Origin of the sequence: Acinetobacter rongchengensis (assembly GCF_003611475.1) — a bacterium.
GTDB lineage: Bacteria > Pseudomonadota > Gammaproteobacteria > Pseudomonadales > Moraxellaceae > Acinetobacter > Acinetobacter rongchengensis.
Genome location: NZ_RAXT01000053.1, coordinates 1 through 20,635, shown reverse-complemented (window position 1 = coordinate 20,635; position 20,635 = coordinate 1). Strand labels below are relative to the sequence as shown.

At 36.6% G+C, this 20,635-nt stretch carries 19 protein-coding genes; 5 read left to right on the top strand and 14 right to left on the bottom strand.

What is annotated here, in order from left to right:
- The 6 genes from D7V20_RS16015 to D7V20_RS15995 all read right to left on the bottom strand — a co-directional run.
- Window positions 1-496 (bottom strand): alanine--tRNA ligase-related protein (locus D7V20_RS16015; RefSeq protein WP_147395804.1); only part of this gene is annotated, 496 nt, incomplete at its 3' end.
- Between the two features lie 28 nt (window positions 497-524).
- Window positions 525-1,460: a PLP-dependent cysteine synthase family protein gene (locus tag D7V20_RS16010; RefSeq protein WP_120385088.1), complete on the bottom strand. Its 936-nt coding sequence runs from the start codon at window positions 1,458-1,460 to the stop codon at window positions 525-527.
- 16 nt (window positions 1,461-1,476) lie between these two features.
- Window positions 1,477-2,901 carry a molybdopterin-synthase adenylyltransferase MoeB gene (gene moeB / locus D7V20_RS16005; protein WP_235831657.1) on the bottom strand — a complete coding sequence of 475 codons (1,425 nt, stop codon included), beginning with the start codon at window positions 2,899-2,901 and terminating at the stop codon, window positions 1,477-1,479.
- Between the two features lie 18 nt (window positions 2,902-2,919).
- Window positions 2,920-3,381, bottom strand: a complete 462-nt coding sequence (locus D7V20_RS20185) for a Mov34/MPN/PAD-1 family protein (protein ID WP_235831656.1) — start codon at window positions 3,379-3,381, stop codon at window positions 2,920-2,922.
- A 21-nt stretch (window positions 3,382-3,402) separates the two neighbouring features.
- Window positions 3,403-4,290, bottom strand: coding sequence for a DMT family transporter (locus D7V20_RS16000; RefSeq protein ID WP_235831658.1), 888 nt, complete (start codon window positions 4,288-4,290; stop codon window positions 3,403-3,405).
- An 85-nt stretch (window positions 4,291-4,375) separates the two neighbouring features.
- A complete protein-coding gene (locus D7V20_RS15995) occupies window positions 4,376-5,041 on the bottom strand; it encodes a serine O-acetyltransferase (protein WP_120385086.1) in 666 nt (221 codons plus the stop codon).
- Window positions 5,042-5,638: 597 nt separating this feature from the next.
- Here D7V20_RS15995 and D7V20_RS15990 point away from each other — a divergent pair.
- From D7V20_RS15990 to D7V20_RS15980, 4 genes are all read left to right on the top strand, one after another.
- Entirely contained in the window at window positions 5,639-6,856 is a 1,218-nt protein-coding gene (locus tag D7V20_RS15990; RefSeq protein ID WP_120385085.1) for an alkane 1-monooxygenase, read from the top strand.
- Complete coding sequence (locus tag D7V20_RS15985; protein WP_120385084.1) at window positions 6,856-7,023, top strand: rubredoxin; 168 nt, start codon at window positions 6,856-6,858, stop codon at window positions 7,021-7,023. Before D7V20_RS15990 ends, D7V20_RS15985 begins: the two co-directional genes overlap by 1 nt.
- A gap of 196 nt (window positions 7,024-7,219) precedes the next feature.
- Entirely contained in the window at window positions 7,220-7,342 is a 123-nt protein-coding gene (locus D7V20_RS20330) for a hypothetical protein (RefSeq protein WP_268877898.1), read from the top strand.
- 52 nt (window positions 7,343-7,394) lie between these two features.
- The gene (locus D7V20_RS15980; protein ID WP_120385083.1) at window positions 7,395-8,441 is read left to right on the top strand and encodes an AraC family transcriptional regulator; all 1,047 of its coding nucleotides are present in this window, start codon (window positions 7,395-7,397) and stop codon (window positions 8,439-8,441) included.
- Between the two features lie 192 nt (window positions 8,442-8,633).
- Here the strand turns inward: D7V20_RS15980 and D7V20_RS15975 are convergent, their stop codons facing one another.
- From D7V20_RS15975 to D7V20_RS15940, 8 genes are all read right to left on the bottom strand, one after another.
- Window positions 8,634-10,256: a GMC family oxidoreductase gene (locus tag D7V20_RS15975; protein ID WP_120385082.1), complete on the bottom strand. Its 1,623-nt coding sequence runs from the start codon at window positions 10,254-10,256 to the stop codon at window positions 8,634-8,636.
- Between the two features lie 415 nt (window positions 10,257-10,671).
- Window positions 10,672-12,078 carry an amino acid permease gene (locus D7V20_RS15970; RefSeq protein ID WP_171407847.1) on the bottom strand — a complete coding sequence of 469 codons (1,407 nt, stop codon included), beginning with the start codon at window positions 12,076-12,078 and terminating at the stop codon, window positions 10,672-10,674.
- Window positions 12,079-12,343: 265 nt separating this feature from the next.
- Entirely contained in the window at window positions 12,344-13,315 is a 972-nt protein-coding gene (gene astE, locus D7V20_RS15965) for a succinylglutamate desuccinylase (protein ID WP_120385080.1), read from the bottom strand.
- A gap of 95 nt (window positions 13,316-13,410) precedes the next feature.
- Complete coding sequence (astB, locus tag D7V20_RS15960; RefSeq protein WP_120385079.1) at window positions 13,411-14,751, bottom strand: N-succinylarginine dihydrolase; 1,341 nt, start codon at window positions 14,749-14,751, stop codon at window positions 13,411-13,413.
- A gap of 34 nt (window positions 14,752-14,785) precedes the next feature.
- Window positions 14,786-16,264, bottom strand: coding sequence for a succinylglutamate-semialdehyde dehydrogenase (gene astD / locus D7V20_RS15955; RefSeq protein WP_171407846.1), 1,479 nt, complete (start codon window positions 16,262-16,264; stop codon window positions 14,786-14,788).
- The gene (gene astA, locus D7V20_RS15950) at window positions 16,264-17,307 is read right to left on the bottom strand and encodes an arginine N-succinyltransferase (RefSeq protein ID WP_120385078.1); all 1,044 of its coding nucleotides are present in this window, start codon (window positions 17,305-17,307) and stop codon (window positions 16,264-16,266) included. The genes astD and astA overlap by 1 nt, the downstream gene beginning before the upstream one ends.
- Before the next feature lie 21 nt (window positions 17,308-17,328).
- The gene (locus D7V20_RS15945; RefSeq protein ID WP_120385077.1) at window positions 17,329-18,534 is read right to left on the bottom strand and encodes an aspartate aminotransferase family protein; all 1,206 of its coding nucleotides are present in this window, start codon (window positions 18,532-18,534) and stop codon (window positions 17,329-17,331) included.
- A gap of 99 nt (window positions 18,535-18,633) precedes the next feature.
- A complete protein-coding gene (locus D7V20_RS15940; protein WP_120385076.1) occupies window positions 18,634-19,905 on the bottom strand; it encodes a Glu/Leu/Phe/Val family dehydrogenase in 1,272 nt (423 codons plus the stop codon).
- 224 nt (window positions 19,906-20,129) lie between these two features.
- Here D7V20_RS15940 and D7V20_RS15935 point away from each other — a divergent pair, with 224 nt between their 5' ends.
- Window positions 20,130-20,552, top strand: a complete 423-nt coding sequence (locus D7V20_RS15935; RefSeq protein WP_120385075.1) for an Lrp/AsnC family transcriptional regulator — start codon at window positions 20,130-20,132, stop codon at window positions 20,550-20,552.
- Window positions 20,553-20,635: the final 83 nt, after the last annotated feature.

The following is a 20,635-nucleotide window of genomic DNA, read 5'->3' as shown; positions in this document are numbered from 1 at the left end:
ATACCACTCTAGAACCTTTTCTGATAAGTTCATTGATCTCTCTAGTGATCTCCTCCTTATTCACTGTGGGATTTGGTAAATCAAAATCTAATCGAGCCTTATCTTCACCAATACTACACCCTGTAACTGGTGCATCAATTAAATAGCACAATAAATGCATACAAGTATGCATTTGCATATGACGATACCGTCTGTCCCAATCTATTACTGTGTTAACAATTTTACCTTGCCAAGTTTTTCCAATTGATTTATTTAATTTTAACCAAATTTGAGCAGCTTCCTCCTTAGCTCTAAAAGTATCTACAACAAAAACAATCTCTCCATTCGGCAAACTAAGCTGTCCTGTATCACCTGGCTGTCCACCACCAACAGGATAAAAAATAGTTTCATCCAATAAAATCAAATCATCTTTTATTTCCAAGATTAGGGAATCTAATTCATATAAATAAGGGTTAGAATCATAAACGGGTATCGTAAATTTATGCTGATTTATCATTAAATTACCTCCAAGACTCTGAAAATATTCAATTATTAAATTCAATATCAAAATAGTTTAGATATGAGTCTATTTGATCATAGATCAATGTAAATACATTGGAATCTGATGAAATTTTATTTTCATCAACAAGTTTTTTTATCGCTACAAAATTAGCTGCCGAAGATATTCCAATACTTATTGATTCTTTTTTAAGTAATATTTTTGCCATTTTTATACATTCATCAACACTGACCTGAACCATAAAATCAATTAACTCAATATTAAGTACATCAGGAATAATACCTACTGACAAACCTTGAATATTATGTGGCACATGAATATCTTTGAGTAGATTACAACCATCTGGTTCTACACCAATAATTTTCAAACTTGGCCACTTTTCGAGTAAAACTTCACCAATCCCAGTGATATGTCCACCTGTACCAATTCCACCAATGAAATAATCCAAATTGATTTCAGAAAAGTCTTCAATAATTTCTAGAGCTGTTGATTTTCTGTGGGTTTGAGGATTTGCTAAATTTTTTTGTTGGTTCAGCATCACGTAATTGGGATGTTCAAATTGAATTTCAAAAGCTTTCTCACCATGTGAATTATTACCTAAACGGCTATCCGACAATATAATTTCTGCACCATATAGCTTGAGTAATTTTTGTTTTTCTTTACTGTAATTATCAGGGATTACAAGAATGAGTTTATAACCCAATAAATTTGCGGCCATCGCCAGTCCAATACCAGTATTTCCTCCACTGGGTTCTATAATTGTCTGATTACTCCCGCGTATTAAAATGCCAGTCTCTTCTGCATTACTGATCATTCCAAGTGCTATTCTGGTTTTATGGCTTCCTCCAGGATTTAGACTTTCTAATTTGGAGAAAATGTTACATCCTATCTCTTCCGATAACCGTTTTAAATGTATGGTCGGTGTATGACCTATAACATCTATAATTGATTGATAAATCATTATTTTTCTCCATTTATCAATAAATCGGCATGGTATTATCTACATGACTCACCCAACCTTTCATACCATTTGTGAGTACAAAAACTTTTTGGAAATTATTTTTGATTAAATAATCTGCGACCTTTTCGGCCCGTTTTCCTGCTAAACAAATCACATAATAAGTTTTATCTTTATCTAAACTTTGAACCTTTTCTTCAATCTCATGCATTGGAATATTAATGACTTCTGGAATAGCACATATTTGCAATTCCATCGTTTCGCGAACATCTAAGAGAATAATTTCATTATTGTTTTTATTCTTCAGAATATGATTTAAATCAGTCGCATGTATATAATTTTCTTTTTTTAAACACACATTAAGTTCTGAGTTTTCTCCACAAGACTCAGGTCCATAAGTTATATTTTTAATTTCAGACCTATTCGCACAGGCTTTACAGTTAGGATTTTTCTTAATCGTAATTTTTTTGAAGCTCATTGTTAATGCATTAACCATTAATAGTTTTCCTGATAAAATTTCTCCCAAACCTAAAATAATTTTTAAAGCTTCTGTCGCTTGAATTGTCCCAACAATTCCAGGCAGAACGCCAATAACCCCTCCTGCGCTACAATTCGGAGATAATTCTGAAGGAGGGCTTGAAGGAAATGCACATCTATAACAAGGACCATCTAAATAATTAAAGACACTGATTTGACCATCAAATTGATGGATTGAACCCGACACTAAGGGCTTATCTAAGCGTACACATGCATCATTGACCAGATATCTTGTTGAAAAATTGTCAGACCCATCAATAACCAAATCATATTCAGCAATTAAATCAAATGCATTATCTAAATCTAAAGCTATAGGATAAGTATTTATTTTCAAATGTTTATTAATATTCAACAAATTTTGTTTAGCTGATTCAACTTTTAGTAAACCTATCGTTTTATAGCCATGCACAACTTGTCTTTGCAGGTTACTTTCTTCAACGGTGTCAAAATCAATTAAACCTAAAGTCCCAACACCTGCCGCAGCGAGGTACATTGCTATTGGCGAGCCTAGCCCTCCAGTCCCTATAATTAATACCTTACTTGTTTTAAGCTTTTCTTGTCCCTGCCGCCCCACATTCGGTAATAATATATGTCGTGAGTAATGTTCAATTTCCGACTTAGAAAGTATGGAACTTGAAATATCTATCCCACCAGATGTAGCTAACATGATTTCAATGATATCGTTATCATGTACTTCATCATGCATACTGGCATGTTCTTCGTTGATGATAATTAAAAAATGACTTTTAAAATCTCCATTTGCATAAAAAAAATGATCACTAAGTTCGCTGTAGTGTTTGCATAACTGATTAACGACATCATGTACAGTCGCTCCCTCTATTTCGAACGCTGTTCTATTTAGTTTAGCGACTTTAGCCAAACGCTCTGGGATTATAATTTTACTCATCGTTCTATCCTCTAAACATTATTGATTATGAATAATGTTTCCTTCTAAATCATATGTAGCAGTACATACAAACTGCTTTTCAATAAAAGAAAACTGTTTCGCACCTTGTGCATAACCATTCCTAATATCTAAAACCAGATAATCTACGTTATAGATTGGTTCTTCCATAAATAATGCTTTATCAATATCTTCCTGACTAAAGTACGCACCCACATCAGGATGGGAATGATAAATACAAATTGCTGGATTAAGTGTTTTAAAACTCGCTTCTAAAGCTTTTAAATCTTTAAATGACATGGTGTAGCCATTTTCTGCATTTCTTGAGTAAATATGAGGGCTTTTCTTATTTAATTGATCTTGAATATTTAAGGCTTTGGTGATATTCCCATTCAATGAAATAAAACCACAAGCTTCTTTGGGATAACATTCAACCCCATGTTTATACAATATTTTTAATATATCAGCTGAAATAAATATCATATTCTTTCCCTTCCTATTCAGTTAATGATTATTTTTTTTAAACGTATTAGAAAAAAATTTATGCAATGGTAATTTAGTCAATGCAAACCCTAACAACATGACAGTTGAGAAAAAAATAAATTGAGGAGTAATAGTCTTATGTGCATAGTATGCATCTATAGCAATTGCAATCACTGGAAATATAATAAAAATAAATGATAAAATAATCGGACTCATACGTTTTAACAAATAAAAATAAACAATGAATCCTCCAACAGATGCAACAACACCTAGATATAATAAAGCTAACCAACTACGTAGGGTAATTTCATCTATCTGTGGTGCTTCAAATAAAAAACTTGAAATATATAATAATCCCCCAGCTATACCTATAGGCAATGTATTAAACGTAAAAATATTAATCTCTGATGCATTTTTTTTAGAATAGACATAAAGAAAACCATGCATAATTGCAGCAAATAAAATAGCCATCACCCCCAAGAAATCTGTGTATGAAATAATTAAACCTTGAGATATCAGAATGATAACTAAACAGCAAAAACCAATAAATATACCGAAAATCTGATTAAGAAAGACTTTTTCTTTCAGAATCAAAATTGAAAATATGATTGAAAATACTGGCATCGTACTAAATAGCAAGGATGTTAATCCTGACGAAACATATTGTTCACCATAACTAATCAAATAGTAAGGAATCGTAAAATAAAACAGCGTTAATATGATAAAAAATTGACGTTGTCCTTTTGGAAAAGTTAAAGGTGCTTTAAATAAAATAGTCATCAATAATAAAAAAGGAAAAGCGATCATAAATCGCAAACCAGATGCGAATAATGGTGGAGCACTTTCAACAGCAATCTTAATTCCGATCCATGTTGTTCCCCACGTTAAACAGACGATGAGATACAGCACGAAAGTTAAAAAAGTGCTTTTCCATATCCAATTTAATGTTTTACTATTTGATTTCACTGGTTAAGTTCTCTTGTTGTTATCATTTTTATAAAATTTGTTTTACCACTTGATTCGTACTTTTTTTAATCACTTTACATCCATTTGGAATATCTTCTGCCACAACGCAATGTGGTCCAATAAACACGTCATTCCCAATTTCGATATTACCAAAGAGTCTACTAAATGCACCAATCTCAACATTATTACCAATTTTCGGGTGTCTTCTTGCTAAAGGATTATTTGCAATACCTGTCGCTCCCAATACAACGCCGCCTAAAAAATAACAATGATTTCCAACGATACTCGTTTCACCAATAACAGTTCCAAAACCATGATCTAGAATAAAACTGCGACCAATATCACTTTTGTAATGAAGCTCAGCACCAGATAGTATTTTTCCACGATTTGAAATCAGTATTGAAAAATGATGCTTTTCTTCTACATCAATCTGCTTATAAATAAAATTTGCAATTCTATAATGCAGTGTAGCTTTAAAAGAGGTGTACCCTTGTAAAATACTGAATAAACACGCTCGTGATGCAGGGTCTTTGTTAGAATAAGCAGTTGCATCTTCAAAAATAACATCAATCAACGTTCCATAATTTCTATGATCAGAAACTAAGGTTGCAAAATTAGGATGACAACACTCCCATAATGCTGCCTGTATTTGATTATGAATAATTTCTTTAACTTCATTAACATTTATAAACATTTTAATTCTCTTATATACCATCTTAATTTAAGTTGATTTAAGACAATAATTTTTAAATCTCATTTTTACCAAACAACAAAATTTAATTATTTATTAAACTAGCAGATGAAAAACTAAGCGTAAACACTCATTATTATAAAAAATAAAAATCAGCACTATAAACAGCTCAAGCATTTGTTCTAATTTAAAATATTAAAATGTTTTTTAATGTAAATAAGAAATTATAAAAAAATAGAATCGAAAATAAAATAAATCAAATCAAACAACAAAAATCACTTAAAAAATAAATCAGAAAAACAGCATAAACCATTTAAGAATAATAAAAATAGACATCAACTGGATTTTAATTTTAAAATAGAATATTAAAATAATAATCACATGAAAATAAATAAGAACTTAAACGATTTGAAGATGTATGTCTCAATAAATCGCGTATCGCTTTATATTCTCTTTTCAAGCATCTGTTCAGTTCTGTTAACATTACACAACTCTCAGACTAATGTCCTTTTAAGAATAGTTATCGTCCTTTTATGCAATGCATTACCTTCAATAATATTCAATCATGTGATGACCAAGTTAGATTTCACAAGGTGTAACATGAATACTGTTGCTCAAATAACAACTGATTCAGCAAAATTTAAAGATAAAAAAAGAAAATTATGGCTACTCGGACTTGTGGTTCCCAATATCGCTAATGTCGCAATGCTCGGCTATCAGTTTGGTCCTAAAAAAGCCAAAAAACTTTTTGCAGCTGCTGGCCCGATTGTTCTGCATGGCATCATTCCTGTCATCGATCGTTTTTTAGGTGAAGATTCCGAAAACCCACCTGAGGATGCGATTGCTGAATTAGAAGCAGATCCCTTTTATGAAAAAGTCGTTAACCTTTATATCCCATTGCAATATATAGCAAATATTTATGGAAATTACCTTGCGAGCAAAAGTTCAACACCGTTGTCAGATCGAATTTTAATTGGATTAACACTGGGTGTAGTCAATGGCGTTGCAATTAATACAGCACATGAGCTGAGCCACAAAGCGGGTAAACGACAACATTATCTTTCTCACTTATGTTTAGCACCGACAGGATATAATCATTTCCGAATTGAACATCCTTATGGACATCACTTACGTGTAGCGACGCCAGAAGATCCTGCTTCATCACAGTTTGGTGAGTCATTTTGGAAATTTTGGCCACGAACTGTCACTGGTAGTTTTAAATCAGCAATTGAAATTGAAAAAAGACGCTTAGAAAGAAAAGGCCTATCCTTTTGGTCTGTGCATAATGAGCTGCTACAAGGTTGGGCAATGTCCATAACCTATCATGCGATCATGTTGAAAATGTTTGGGAAAAATATTATCCCAACACAAATTGCTCAATCTGCTTACGGTATTACTTTATTCGAAGCGGTGAATTATATGGAACATTATGGTTTAAAACGTCAGAAGTTAGAAAATGGACGTTATGAAAGAACCATGCCTGTTCACAGTTGGAACAACAACAGTCTATTTAGCAATATCCTGTTGTATCAGCTACAACGTCATTCTGACCATCATGCCTATCCGACGAGAAGCTACCAAGCTCTCAGACATTATGAGAATGTTCCACAATTACCTGTCGGTTATGCAAGTTTATTTTTGCATGTCTTTATTCCGAAATATTGGTATAGCATTATGGATAAACAGGTTATTGATTATTACCAAGGTGATATCAATAAAATCAATCTCTACCAGCCAGCTAAAGAGAATGTACTAGAAAAATATAGCGATTATTTCAACGCTAAAAATAATCAAGAAATCAAAGAGGTTTCAAAATAATGAAAAGATATCAGTGTATTGTTTGCGGATGGATCTATGATGAATCTGTCGGAATGCCAGAAGAAGGTTTTGCAGCAGGAACTGCATGGCAAGACATTCCTGAAAACTGGAGTTGTCCAGATTGTGGAGTATCGAAAGCTGATTTTGAAATGATTGAGATTGCATAAAAATCAATGATAAAAATAGTGGTTTTCAGTGTGTTACATTTATGAACTGACAGTTCCTCATTATGCATTGAGGCTGTCAGTTTAATTTTTACAGCAGCACAATTTTTTTACTGAAGCACTAATATTGAAGATATCACTACTCAATATAGGGTTGAACTTATCAAAAACAGACACTCTATTTTCAAGAAATCTCACTATGTTCAGTTTCGAGTATGGTACTGCAAGCTATAAAGCACATCTACATGCTTTGGTTGATGGATTGATTTTAGATTCAATTACTAGTCTTCAATTACTAGTCATCAATTATTTATACCGTTAATATTTACTTCATCAACACATGATGATTCCACGCTTGGCAAATGAATAATCATATGAACAATCAAATTCCCATGATCCCAGCAAGATATTATTTCAAGCTTTTAAGTCTTTTAGAGTCTCGAAATATTTCAACTGTAGAGATATTGGCTGAGGTCGATATAGATCTAAAAAAATATTTGAGCTCACCTGATATGAAAATTTCTCAAGAACAAGTCGAGAAATTCATTTCCTTTTGTCTTAAATTTCCTTTTAATTATGATTTGGCTTTTGAATTAGGTCGCTCACTAAAAGTCAGCTCACATAGCTTGATTGGTTATGCAATTTTAACTTGTGACAACTTAGAACAAGCAATAATTTATATTTCTAAATATTTTTCTTTGATTCTACCCAGTTTTAAAATTTCGTATTTTTATCATGAAGATCAGTCAATGGAACTGATTTGTGAGCCTGTTATTCCCATAGATACGCTATCGCTCAACTTCCACCTTGAAGCAATTGCTGTTGCTTTACATTGTACTATCCATGAACTTGTTGAAGAGCGCTTAATCCCCTATCACGTATTTATGTCAATCAATGAACCCTTACACATACACCGCTATACACAATTATCCAAAGTGCGTTTTCACTTTAATGCATTGAAAAAACCAAGCATTGTCCTGCAATTAAGTAAACAACTGATTAAACAAAACCTACGCCTTGCAGACGAAGGTACACGTAAAGCCATTGAATTGAAATGTCAGGAACAAATTGCCGAAATTAAAAATGATATGAATTTAGTGGTTTGGCTTAGACAATTGTTTTTGAATTCTTCTAATATTCCAAGCTTGCAAGAATGCGCACGCTTACTTAACATTTCTAGTAAAACCTTGCAAAGAGGATTGAAAGAACACGACATTTCTTATCAACAATTAAAAAATGAAGTGGTGATTGATAAAGCCAAGAAAATGTTAGCTTCTTCCAATAAGAATCTGATCGAAATCGCAGAAGAACTGGGCTATGCCTCTGCCTCTAACTTCTCTCGTTCCTTTAAATTTTTTGTCGGTGTTGCACCGAGTTTCTATCAAAAACAAATAGTAAAACAAAATAAGTATGTTGAATGATTTAGGCTAATCAAATCTTGTTCTTATCAATAATCAAAGTGCTTTGTAGATCTGCATAATTTGCAAACCATTGTCTTCTAATGATTTATTTTCAAGTCTAAGCAAAGCACTGATGATTCTAGCTGACCCACAGATAAGTTAAAAAATCCTTTAAAATAAGAATGTTAGAAATCTTTAAAGATTTTCTAAGCCTTATTCTGCATTTTCTAAGGTCGCTTTATCTGGAATAAATGACATCGCACGTTCCGCTAAAGCAGTAATTGTTAGACTTGGATTTACACCTAAATTCGCACCCAACATTGCACCATCGATAACATACATATTTTTATAATTAAAAACTCTGTTTTGTGCATCTACAACGCCGGTTTCTACTGAATCTGACATGGCGCATCCGCCCATGCAATGTGCAGTAAAAGGCACATTAAAAAAGATTTCTGTTTTAGTGGTCATCGGATAACCCTTAAACATTTTTGCAACTTTTTCAGTAAATGCATTGGCTTGCGGAATATAAACAGGTAAAGGCTTGCCCTCTGAAGATAAGGTTTTACCAAAAGGCCACCACCAATTTCTTTTTAATTTCATCTGAATAGATGCATCTACAGTCTGCATAACCAGAAAAATTAAAGTCTGCTTAGCAAATCCAAAAGGACTATTCATTTTTAGGAAAATAATCGGATGACAGATGAAGGCCCATAACCATGTAAATATTCTCGATAAGCCTGGTTTTCCATCTGCCATATAGGTGGTGAGCAAACCCATCCCATCTGAACCACGTTGGTAACGGGTTGCCTCAATATGCGTATTGTGGTCAATATAGATACTTGAACCAATTGCAACACCTTGACTCATATCGATATTTTTATCAAAAAAGCGAACACCTAATATTGACTCAGCATTGGTTCTCACCTGCTTACCCAATTGTTCTGAAATATTCGGTAAGACCTGACGATCTTTTAAACGTAGCAGCAGTTCTTGTGTACCTAAAGAAGATGCTGAAAAAATGACGTTTTTTACTTTCCATATCCGTTTATTCTTTTGCCCCCATGACATTGAGTCAATGGTTGTGACTTCATAACCATCGGCACCATCTTCTTGATCATTTAAAGGACGAAGATCAATAACTTTGGTTTCTGCAAAAATTTGCGCACCCTGTTTTTCTGCAAAATACAGATAGTTTTTATCTAACGTATTTTTTGCATTGTGCTTACAGCCCGTCATACAACCACCGCATGCGGTACAAGTTGCGCGATCAGGTCCTTGCCCATTGAAGTATGGATCAGGATAAGTTTTTCCACCGACCTCGCCTTCAGCTGGAAAAAAAGTAGCGACACGTGTCGGTTTAAAGGTATCTCCAACACCAACAGCCTCTCCCATACGTTTCAACATATGATCTGCTGGCCCTAAGATCACATTATCCGTTACACCGAGCATTCGTTCAGCTTCAGCAAAATGTTGTGGCATTTCTTGTTTTAAATGAGGAATATTTCCCCATGAACCCTCTGACCAAACATGATCGGGTGGTATCAATAAAGTATTTGCATAAGTAATCGATCCGCCACCAACCGCATTACCACAAATAATGGTGACATGTCGGAAAATACGTAAATTAAAAAAACCAAAGAATTTTAAAGCGGGGCGCCAAATCCAACGAGGTGTATTCCAATTGTTTTTTGGAAAATCTTTGGCTTCCCAACGTTTCCCCATTTCTATAACTGCAACAGAATATCCTTTTTGTGAAAGCCGATGCGCTGAGACACTTCCTCCAAATCCTGAGCCAATGATGAGATAGTCAAAATCATAATCTATTTGGTGCATCTATTATGTTCCTTTCGGTCTTTGGTTGAATGAGCGCTAACAACAAAATGAGGAAGTGACTTTCAAATGAATCAAATGCAAATGAATGTAGCGATTTACAAATACTTTCATTTAAAAAGGAACATAATGAACTACTGTATGTGTTTCTTATGATCATAAAAGGACATTATCTATTCATAAAAAGACAGATTCAGTAGAAAAATAAAAAGCCCTTGATGACCAAGAGCTTTAAAAATATTTAGTAAGATGTTTGATCGTTTTGATAATAATGTCAGTGTTAGTGATTGATAAATATATTCAATAACTTTGCTTGTAACTCACTGAATAATATCAGTGAGTATATTTCGAAATAACAAACCATGATTCACGACAAGCTATGTTCTTTTTAATATACCAAAAGAATAAACCACAGCTTTTATGAAATACTATCTTTTCCTTTGTAGAAGAAATTGTAGCTCGCATAACATGCAATGATAAATAAAATACAGCATACAAAGCCCACTTGCATTGAAGGGTCTGTCACCATACTAATACAGGTAATTACGCAGAATAAACCACCCAAAATTGGAGTCAGTGGGAATAATGGTGCGGCAAATTTCAAGTCTTTGACTGTTTTACCTGATTTAATCCATTGTCTCCGGAAGTTAAATTGACTCACACAAATCGAAATCCAAACCACAACCATTGTAAAAGCAGCAACACCCAATAAATTTTTGAAAATCGTTTCAGGTGCAAATAATTCTGATAACAATCCTGGAATTGCACCAAACATCGTCACGATAATCGCAATAATTGGAGTACCTGAACGTGTCAATTTAGCAAATACTTTAGGTAACTGCTTTTTAGCCGATAAAGACCACATCATACGTGAAGCAGCAAATAAACCTGAGTTAGCAGCAGATAGCAATGCAGTGATAATGACAAAACGAATAATGTCTTCTGCATAAGGAATGCCGATATAATTAAATACCGTTACAAAAGGACTATTACTTACATTATTTGCACTTAATCCAGCCATTTCATAAGGCAATAATGCGCAAATTACGACAATCGTACCTACAAAGAAAATCAGCAAACGCCAAATCGCAGCATTAATCGCCTTTGGTACAGTTTTCGCAGGTTCTTCAGCTTCACCTGCAGCAACACCAATCAACTCAGTACCAGAGAACGCAAAATTCACAATTAACATGGTCGCAAAAATAGGGAAAATGCCGTTTGGAAACCAACCATGCTCCGTTAATTTACTGAATAAAGGTGCAGACTCATGACCATGGTAAGAAATAACACCAAAAATCGCAGCTAAACCTAAAGCAATGAAACAGATAATAGTTAAAACTTTCACTAAAGATAGCCAAAACTCAGATTCTGCAAATAAACGTGTTGAACTAACATTCAAGATAAAAACTAAGCCTGCAAATAGCAAGGTCCATGTCCACATGGAAATTGTGGGAAACCACTCCTGCATCAATAAAGCAGCAGCTGTAAACTCTGTTCCCAATGTCGCAGTCCACGTTAACCAATATAACCAAGTGATCATATAACCTGTACCAGGTCCAATATAAGTCCTTGCATATTCACCAAATGAGCCAGAAACTGGCATGTGTACGGCTAACTCGCCTAAGCACAGCATGACCATGTACGCAATGATGCCACCCAGTAAATAAGACAAAATAGCACCTACAGGACCAGCCTGAGAAATGACATCACCTGAGCCTAAAAATAACCCTGTTCCAATTGCACCACCCAATGAAATCATGACCAAATGACGTTTTGTCATGGCACGTTTTAAAGGTTTGCCAACCTCTATTTCTGATGAAGACATATTCGATTGGCTAGATGTGTCTTGCTGGGCCACATATTGCTCATTCAGGATTCTACCTGATTGAAATGCCTTTTCATTTTTGTTACTCATACACGATCACTCCAACAATATTCTTATGACAACCTGTCCTTGCTGCTTTACTTTCATAAAAATAAATATCCCAAAAGATATTCTTCTTTGCTATGTCTTGTTTTCTACTGAACATCCATATTCCAACTCCATCTATGCCCTTTCCTTGTCTACACCGAAGCATTAAAACTGTGCTTTACTCGATTTCTTTTAAAATCAGCCCAGCTCTAAGCCCTATTTTTACCTTTGGATTGGGAAATAAAATCCAAACCTGTTGATCAAATACAACCGCATTGTCGGCTTGTGTTGCCACCACCTCGCCCTTCTGAAAAGTAGAAAAGTTAGGTGCGTCAGCAGTTAATTTCAATTGAAAATCTTCACTTTGCTTTAAGATTGAATCCACAACCTTAAATTGACGAATCTTTTGTTTTTGTCTCACTGGCAATGCTTGACCAGAAACAACAGCACGTATGACCTGATCAATACTGGCAAATTCAGCCAAATCGTTCTGACCAAAAGCTTTTGCCTTACCTAACTCCAAAGTACTACTCGCCGCTTGAAAAACTTCAGCGGTAAAATGAGTAAAGGTTTTTCCAATTGCATTGTGATAAACCAAAGCATCTAAATCAGCAGCATTTAAACTTTGAATGAGAAAATCATCAAAAGGCTGAGTTTGATAAGGAAATAAGGCAAATACAGGGAATAACGATCCACGAATTGCAGTATGCAAATCGTAATGATAACGCTGTGCTTCTGGAGAACTTTGCTCAAAAAATTGAGTTATGATGAGCTCTAAATGCGCAGCACGTTCAGTTTCTTGATCAGTTTGTAAATGCTGATAAGCACCGCAAAACATACGATTCATATCATTTTCAAGGTAACGAACACCTTGACGAATGGCTTCAGGATTGCCGAAAACAAAAAGTACACGAGCAGATAAAGCTCCACGCCCAGCAAATAAGTCATTGATTATATTTGCCAATAACTCAATTGGAGCAGTTTCATTACCATGAATACCGGCAGAAAGTACGATGGTTTTTGCATAACTTGATTTCGGTGTACATTGCAAAAGCCCTTCACCAAGCCACTGCCATGTAAAGCCTTGAGCCTCACCCTGAATTTGCTCAGGTGTTCGTCGCTCTAAAGTTAACGTAAGTAAATCAACCATGTACTTTCATTCCTTTGTAAAACTCTCCTACCCCGCTCAACTAAGAGGGAGAAAATTCCATAAGAGAGATCTTTGATTCCTGCGATTTTGTTTAATTATCTTTGAAAATGATAAACTGAACCCAATCCTAAAATTTTGGTTAACTCATCCAGTGCCGTACGGCTTTCAATCAATAAACTTGGATCGGCTAAATCATCCTGCGATAACTCATCACGATAATGCTGATCGACCCATTTATTGAGTGTTTTGAATAAAGCATCATTCATAAATAAGTTAGGATTAACTGCTGCCAGTTCAGCTTCATTGACTGCGACACGTAATCTTAAGCATGCAGGTCCACCGCCATTACGCATACTTTCACGTAAGTCAAAAACTTTAATATCATCAATCGGTGTTCCCATTTGAATCATGTCATTCAAATAGCTCCACACCGCTTTGTTCTGACGGGATTCCTCAGGTACAACGATGCTCATTCCACCATCTGCACGCGTTAAAATCTGACTATTGAACAAGTAAGTAGCAACTGCATCTTCAACAGTTACACGACTTTCAGGCACTTGAATTGAAATAAAGTCTTGCTCGATACCCGCCATTTTTTGACGAATCTCATCCAATGCTTCAGCTTGATTTAAAAAAGCCTGTTCATGATGGAATAGAACTTGCTGATTGCTGACTGCGATCACATCGTTGTGAAACACGCCTTTATCAATCACGTCTGGATTTTGCTGAATAAACACAGTGCGTTTACTGTCAAGACGATGTAAACGTGCAACTGCCTCACTCGCTTCACGCGTCTGACGTGCAGGGAACTTTTGTGGAGCAACTGTACCACCAAGTTGTTGTTGACCGTATACAAAAACTTGTACACCCGCTTGATCGTATGCACCACCTAAACGGTTATGATTTGCTGCACCTTCATCACCAAACAAAGCCGCTTCTGGAAGTGCTTCATGGTGTGCAAAATGCACATCATTATCAAACATCGCTTGTAAAATACGTGTTGTCGTATGATGTTCAATAGAACGATGGAACTTATTATTTAAGTTTGCAGCAGTAAAATGCATACGCCCATCGATGCTATCCGCAGACGGAGAAACGGTGCAAGAGTTTGCTGTCCACATCGATGATGCAGAGCTTAATGATGATAATAATGCTGGCGCGGTTCTCATGGCCTGTGCAATCACATCAGTATCGCTCCCCGTAAAACCTAAACGGCGTAAAGTCGGTACATGCGGTCTTTCTTGCGGTGCAAAAACCCCTTGTTTCAACCCAAGATCAGCAAGGGCTTTCATTTTCATTAAGCCTTGTTTTGCCGCTAATTTTGGATTGGAAGCATTATTACGGTTCTTCGTTGATGCAACATTACCAAAAGATAAACCTGCATAATGATGTGTCGGTCCAACTAATCCATCAAAATTTATTTCATAACCTGACATTTTTTTTCTCCTTGTAGTCACTTTAATATTCGACTTAGAGCACAATGCCCGGTGATAATTTTGCTGGAAGCGTGACATCATCACTTTCCAGTGATGCCATAGGCCATGCACTATAGTCCGCAGCGTAAAAAGCACTAGAGCGATGGTTACCCGATGCGCCAACACCACCAAATGGTGCTGCACTTGATGCACCTGTAAGTGGTTTATTCCAGTTCACAATACCTGCACGAGCTTCAATTAATACTTGATCAAACAAGTCACGATCTGATGAGACTAAGCCCACAGCCAAGCCAAAACGGGTATTATTGGCAATGCTTAATGCTTCATCAAAATCGTGATAACGATAAATCGTCGTCAGTGGACCAAAATATTCATCATCCGGAATATCAGCAACATCTGTGAGTTCTAAAATACCCGCCGTGAGCAACGCACTGTCTGCTTGGGGACGAGTCATTTCTAATAATGGTTTTGCACCTAAAGCAATCAATTTGCTTTGAGCGACTAACATTTGCTCAGCAGCACGAGAAGAAATAACCCCCCCCATAAATGGTTGTGGTTCTGCATTCCAAGGGCCAACAACTAAGTTTTTAGCGACTTCAACAAAACGTTGAATGAAGGCATCACCAGATGCACCGTGTTTTACAATAATACGGCGTGCACATGTACAACGTTGCCCTGCTGATACGAACGCTGACTGAACAGCTAAATTCACGACTGCATCGAGATCTGTAACTTCATCAATAATCAGTGCATTATTCCCACCCATTTCCAAAGCAAGAATTTTTTCAGGTGCGCCTGCCATTTGCTTATGTAAGTGATAGCCTGTGTTGGCACTCCCTGTAAAAAGCAAACCATCAATTTGCTCTGCAGCAACCAAAGCTTCACCCGTGCTACGTCCACCCTGTACGACATTCAACACTCCGTTTGGTAGACCAGCTTGTTGCCATAATTTAGCTGTTTCTTCAGCAGTCCAAGGCGTTAATTCACTTGGTTTAAATACCACGGTATTGCCTGCAATTAATGCAGGAACAATATGACCATTTGGCAAATGACCCGGAAAGTTATATGGACCGAATACAGCTAAAACACCATGCGGGCGGTGACGTAAAGAAGCTACACCATCCGGCATTTTAGTTTCGCTAAATCCAGTACGTTGATCATAGGCACGAATTGAAATCGCAACTTTCCCAATCATCGACTGGACTTCAGTTAAAGTTTCCCAAAAAGGCTTACTGGTTTCTTGGCTAATCACTTCTGCCAATTGATTTTTGTTTTGCTCTAATAGTTCGGCAAAACGTTCAATGATTGCGATACGCTCTTCTAAGGCCAAACGTGCCCAAGTTGGAAATGCTTGACGAGCAGCAATGCAAGCGTGTTCAACATCGGCTTGGTTTGCTTCATGCCCTGTCCAGATGAGTTGGTTGCTCACTGGATCTGTTTTAGTGAATGCGGTACCTTGTCCTTGTACCCAAGCACCATTGATTAATAATGCACCTTGTGACAATTGTGACATTAGTTATTCTCCATTTTTTCTAATGCTAAAACTCGCACTTGATCTTGTTCAGAAACATTAAGTGCCTGAGCCTGTTGTGCTGTCATCAACAACGTATCGCCTTCTTGAACGTTGTTATTGATGAGCAAAACGCAATAATCTTTGTATTGATCGTTTGCAACCAAGTACTGAATATTTACAGTTTCAACTTGATCGACAATTTTGACCTTGAGCAAACGACTTTCATTAACAGCGCGTAAATCAGAAGTTTTGGCCTCAAGTGTTGGACCAGCGTCAAAAATATCGACATAACCTTGATATTTAAGCCCTTCTGACATTAAAACTTTTGCTGCAGGTAAAGTATGTGGATGCATTTCTGCAATCACAGCGCGTGCTTCTTTTGAAAGTAAATCGACATAAACTGGAAATCTTGGCATGAGTTCAGCAATAAACACTTTTTGCCCGACACCACTTAAATAATCTGCCGCAGCAAAATCCATATTAAAAAAGTGATAGCCTAAAGAATCCCAAAAAGGTGAATGTCCATTTTCATCTGAAAAACCACGCATTTCCGCAATTAATCTTTCTTCAAAGAACGATCTAAAAGCAGCAATAAACAGGAATCGAACTTTAGATAAAAACTTGCCGTTCTGATTCTTACGATATTCAGGATCAAGGAACAACGTACAAAGTTCGCTACACCCTGTATGGTCATTACTTAAAAATAAAGTGTCTAAAGTCTTGTAAACATTAAGTGCTTTAGATGCATGTACTTGTGTTGCTACACGAAAGTTGTAAAAAGGTTCGTTTAACCCGACAGCAACTTCAATTGCACTGACCCCAACAATTTTTTGAATTGTGGTATCTTCAAGTACAAACAAATAACTTGCATCTGCCTTTTCAGCCAAACCTTCTAAAGTACAAGTGGTACGGGTAATACGTGCAGCCAAGATTTCTTTGTTTTGTGGCAGAGAAGTCAGGCCAATACCCGACTCTCCTGCTCTTTGCGCTAAACGATAAATATCATCTAAGTCCCGATGCGCAGCATGTCTAACAATCATCATGGTTAGATGCTCACAAAAAACTTAAAGACGTGCTAATGCACGAGCAAAACGATTGAGACCTTCGTCAATGTCTTCCATTGGGATAATCAGTGACGGCGTGAAACGCACCACATCTGTACCCGCAACCAAAGCCAAGACCCCTTCTTCACCTGCTAAGGTCACGATATTCTTGGCTTTACCTGCATATTCATCTTTTAGTACACAGCCAATCAATAAGCCTTGACCACGAATTTCTTTGAATAAGCCATATTCAGCATTGATCTTATTCAAAGCATCAATGAAATATTGATGACGTTGTTTTACTCCGTCCAAAACTTCAGGTGTATTGATAAACTCGAAAACAGCGCCTGCAACTGCACATGCCAATGGGTTACCACCATAAGTTGTACCGTGATCACCTACAACAAACATGTTTGCATACTTGTCTGTCGTGATCATTGCACCAATCGGGAAACCACCACCTAATGCTTTAGCAGTCGTCAAAATGTCTGGTGTTACCCCTGTATTCATATAGGCATAAAGTGAACCTGTACGTCCAACACCTGTTTGTACTTCATCAAAAATCAGTACAGCACCTTTTTCATCACACAGCGCACGTAAACCTTTAAGGAATTCGATATCTGCTGGAAGAACACCGCCTTCACCTTGAATTGGCTCAACAATCACTGCACAAGTGTCATCAGTAATCACAGCTTTAGCTGCGTCTAAGTCATTAAATGCAGTATGTTCAATACCGCCAGGGAGTGGAGCAAAATCTTGAGAATACTTAGGTTGACCACCCGCAGTCACGGTGAATAAAGTACGACCGTGGAAAGCATTTTTAAATGCAACGATATGATTTTTGTTTGGGTTACCACTCAATAAACCGACTTTACGTGCCAGTTTTAATGCAGCTTCATTGGCTTCTGCACCTGAGTTACAGAAAAATACTTTGTCTGCAAAGGTATTTTCAACCAATTGTTTAGCAAGTGCTAAAACGGGTTCATTGGTATAACCATTACCAATATGCCAAAGCTTTTGTGCTTGCTCTGTAAGCGCTTTCACAGCGACAGGATGAGCATGACCTAGTGCGTTAACAGCAATTCCGCCTGCGAAATCAATATATTCTTTATCGTTTTGATCCCAAATACGTGAACCTTCGCCACGAACTAAAATGAAATTTGCTGGAGCAAAAACTGGAACCATCCAATCATTAAAGTTACTACGTGTAATTGCTACATCACTCATTTTATTTACTCACTTCCTGTTTAGTATTGTTAGGGCGTATTGGATATCCAACTCGCCCTAGTTTTTAGCTAGCTTTGTGGGATCGGATCTAAAATCCAATTATCCTGGGAAAATACCGCGTTCTTTACGTGCTTTTAAGATACGTTCACAAGCAAGAATGTATGCAGCTGTACGTAAACTACAGCCTTTCGCTTCTGCGGTATTCCATACATCGCCCATTGCTTGAATCATCAACTTGTCTAGACGTTCGTTGATCTCATCTTCACTCCAGAAGTAACTCGCCATATCTTGAACCCATTCAAAATAACTCACGGTTACACCACCTGCGTTACAGATCACATCTGGAACAACAGTAATATTACGGCTAACAAAAACGTCATCTGCTTCTGGATACGTTGGACCGTTTGCACCTTCAAGGACAATTTTCGCTTTCAATTTTTGTGCACGTTCAAGCGTGATCTGCCCTTCTAATGCTGCTGGAATAAGAATATCCATATCAACATCCCAGAATTCTTCATCACTGATCACTGTTGCATCAGCAAAGCCCATCACACCACCATGTTCTGCAACATGTTTTTGTAATGCTTTTACATTTAAGCCTTCAGCATTGAAAATAGTTCCTGTGTGATCTTGTACACAAACAACTAACGCTTGAGCATGGCTGAATAGATAGGCTGCTTCATTACCAACGTTACCAAAGCCTTGAACGGCAATTTTGCTGCCAGCGATAGGTAAGTTAATTCTTTTTGCAACTTCCATACCTGTTACAAATACGCCACGACCTGTCGCACGTACACGACCAAGCGAACCACCTAAATGTACTGGCTTACCTGTTACGACACCTGTAACCGTATGACCTTTGATACTCGAGTATGTATCCATCATCCAGCCCATAATATTGGCATTGGTTCCTACATCTGGTGCAGGAATATCGATTTGAGGGCCAATAATTGAACTGATTTCACTGGTAAAACGACGTGTTAAACGCTCTAATTCACGTGTTGAAAGTTCTTTTGGGTTTACACGAACACCGCCTTTAGCACCACCAAATGGAAGGTTAAGTACAGCAGTTTTAATTGTCATCCAGGCAGACAATGCCATCACTTCGTTTAATTCAACATCTTGATGGTAACGAATACCACCTTTACCTGGACCACGTGATAAGTTGTGTTGTACACGGTAGCCTTCAAAATGACGAATCGTACCGTCATCCATCACAATTGGAACGTCTACGATGAGCGTACGTTTTGGACGCTTCAATGTGTTTACAAAGTTGCTGAGATCTGCATCTAGATAAGGGGTTACTCGTTCAATTTGAGTAAGATAAGTTTGCCACGCACTATTTTGAGCCGTATATGATAAAGACATCATTTATTCCTTAATTAACCAATTGTCCCTGTTATTTCCAGACCCCTTTTAAAGGTTTCTGTTCACCTCATCGTCCGTTATCAACATAGATCTTTTCATTTGAGTGAACTTGAAATACTTGGGACTTCGAATAGTCATTATTATTAAGAATCAAATTGATTCACAAAATGTGTTTTAGTGATTAAAATGAATTAATTTTTATCAATTTGCTAATAGTAATTATCAAAATGAACAATATTGACCATATTATCTTAGGTTTGTTGAAAGACAATGCACGAATTTCAATTACTGATTTGGCGGCAAAAACACGTGTATCTCGAGCAACTGTGCAGAAGCGAATTGAATACATGGAATCGACAGGTGTTATTACGGGCTATACCGTACGTTTTCGTCCGAACACGGAAAAGAATATTATTCGTGCTTGGATGAATATTATGGTTGAAGGAACCAAAGCTCAGGCTGTTATCCGTGAGTTACGCTTAGAATCAGCTGTTGAGCGTTTGCATACCACCAATGGTAAATGGGACCTGTTGGTGGAGCTTCAATCTGACAGTCTTGAAAATTTTGATAAAGCACTTGAAAGGATTAGGAATATTTCAGGGATTTATAATAGTGAAACCAGTATTTTATTATCTACTTATAAGACGTAGGAATGATGTTTGAGATACCGTCTTAAACATGAAGAAAACTATTGAGAATTGATGTAAACCTACCAGTCTAATGTTTTTAATAT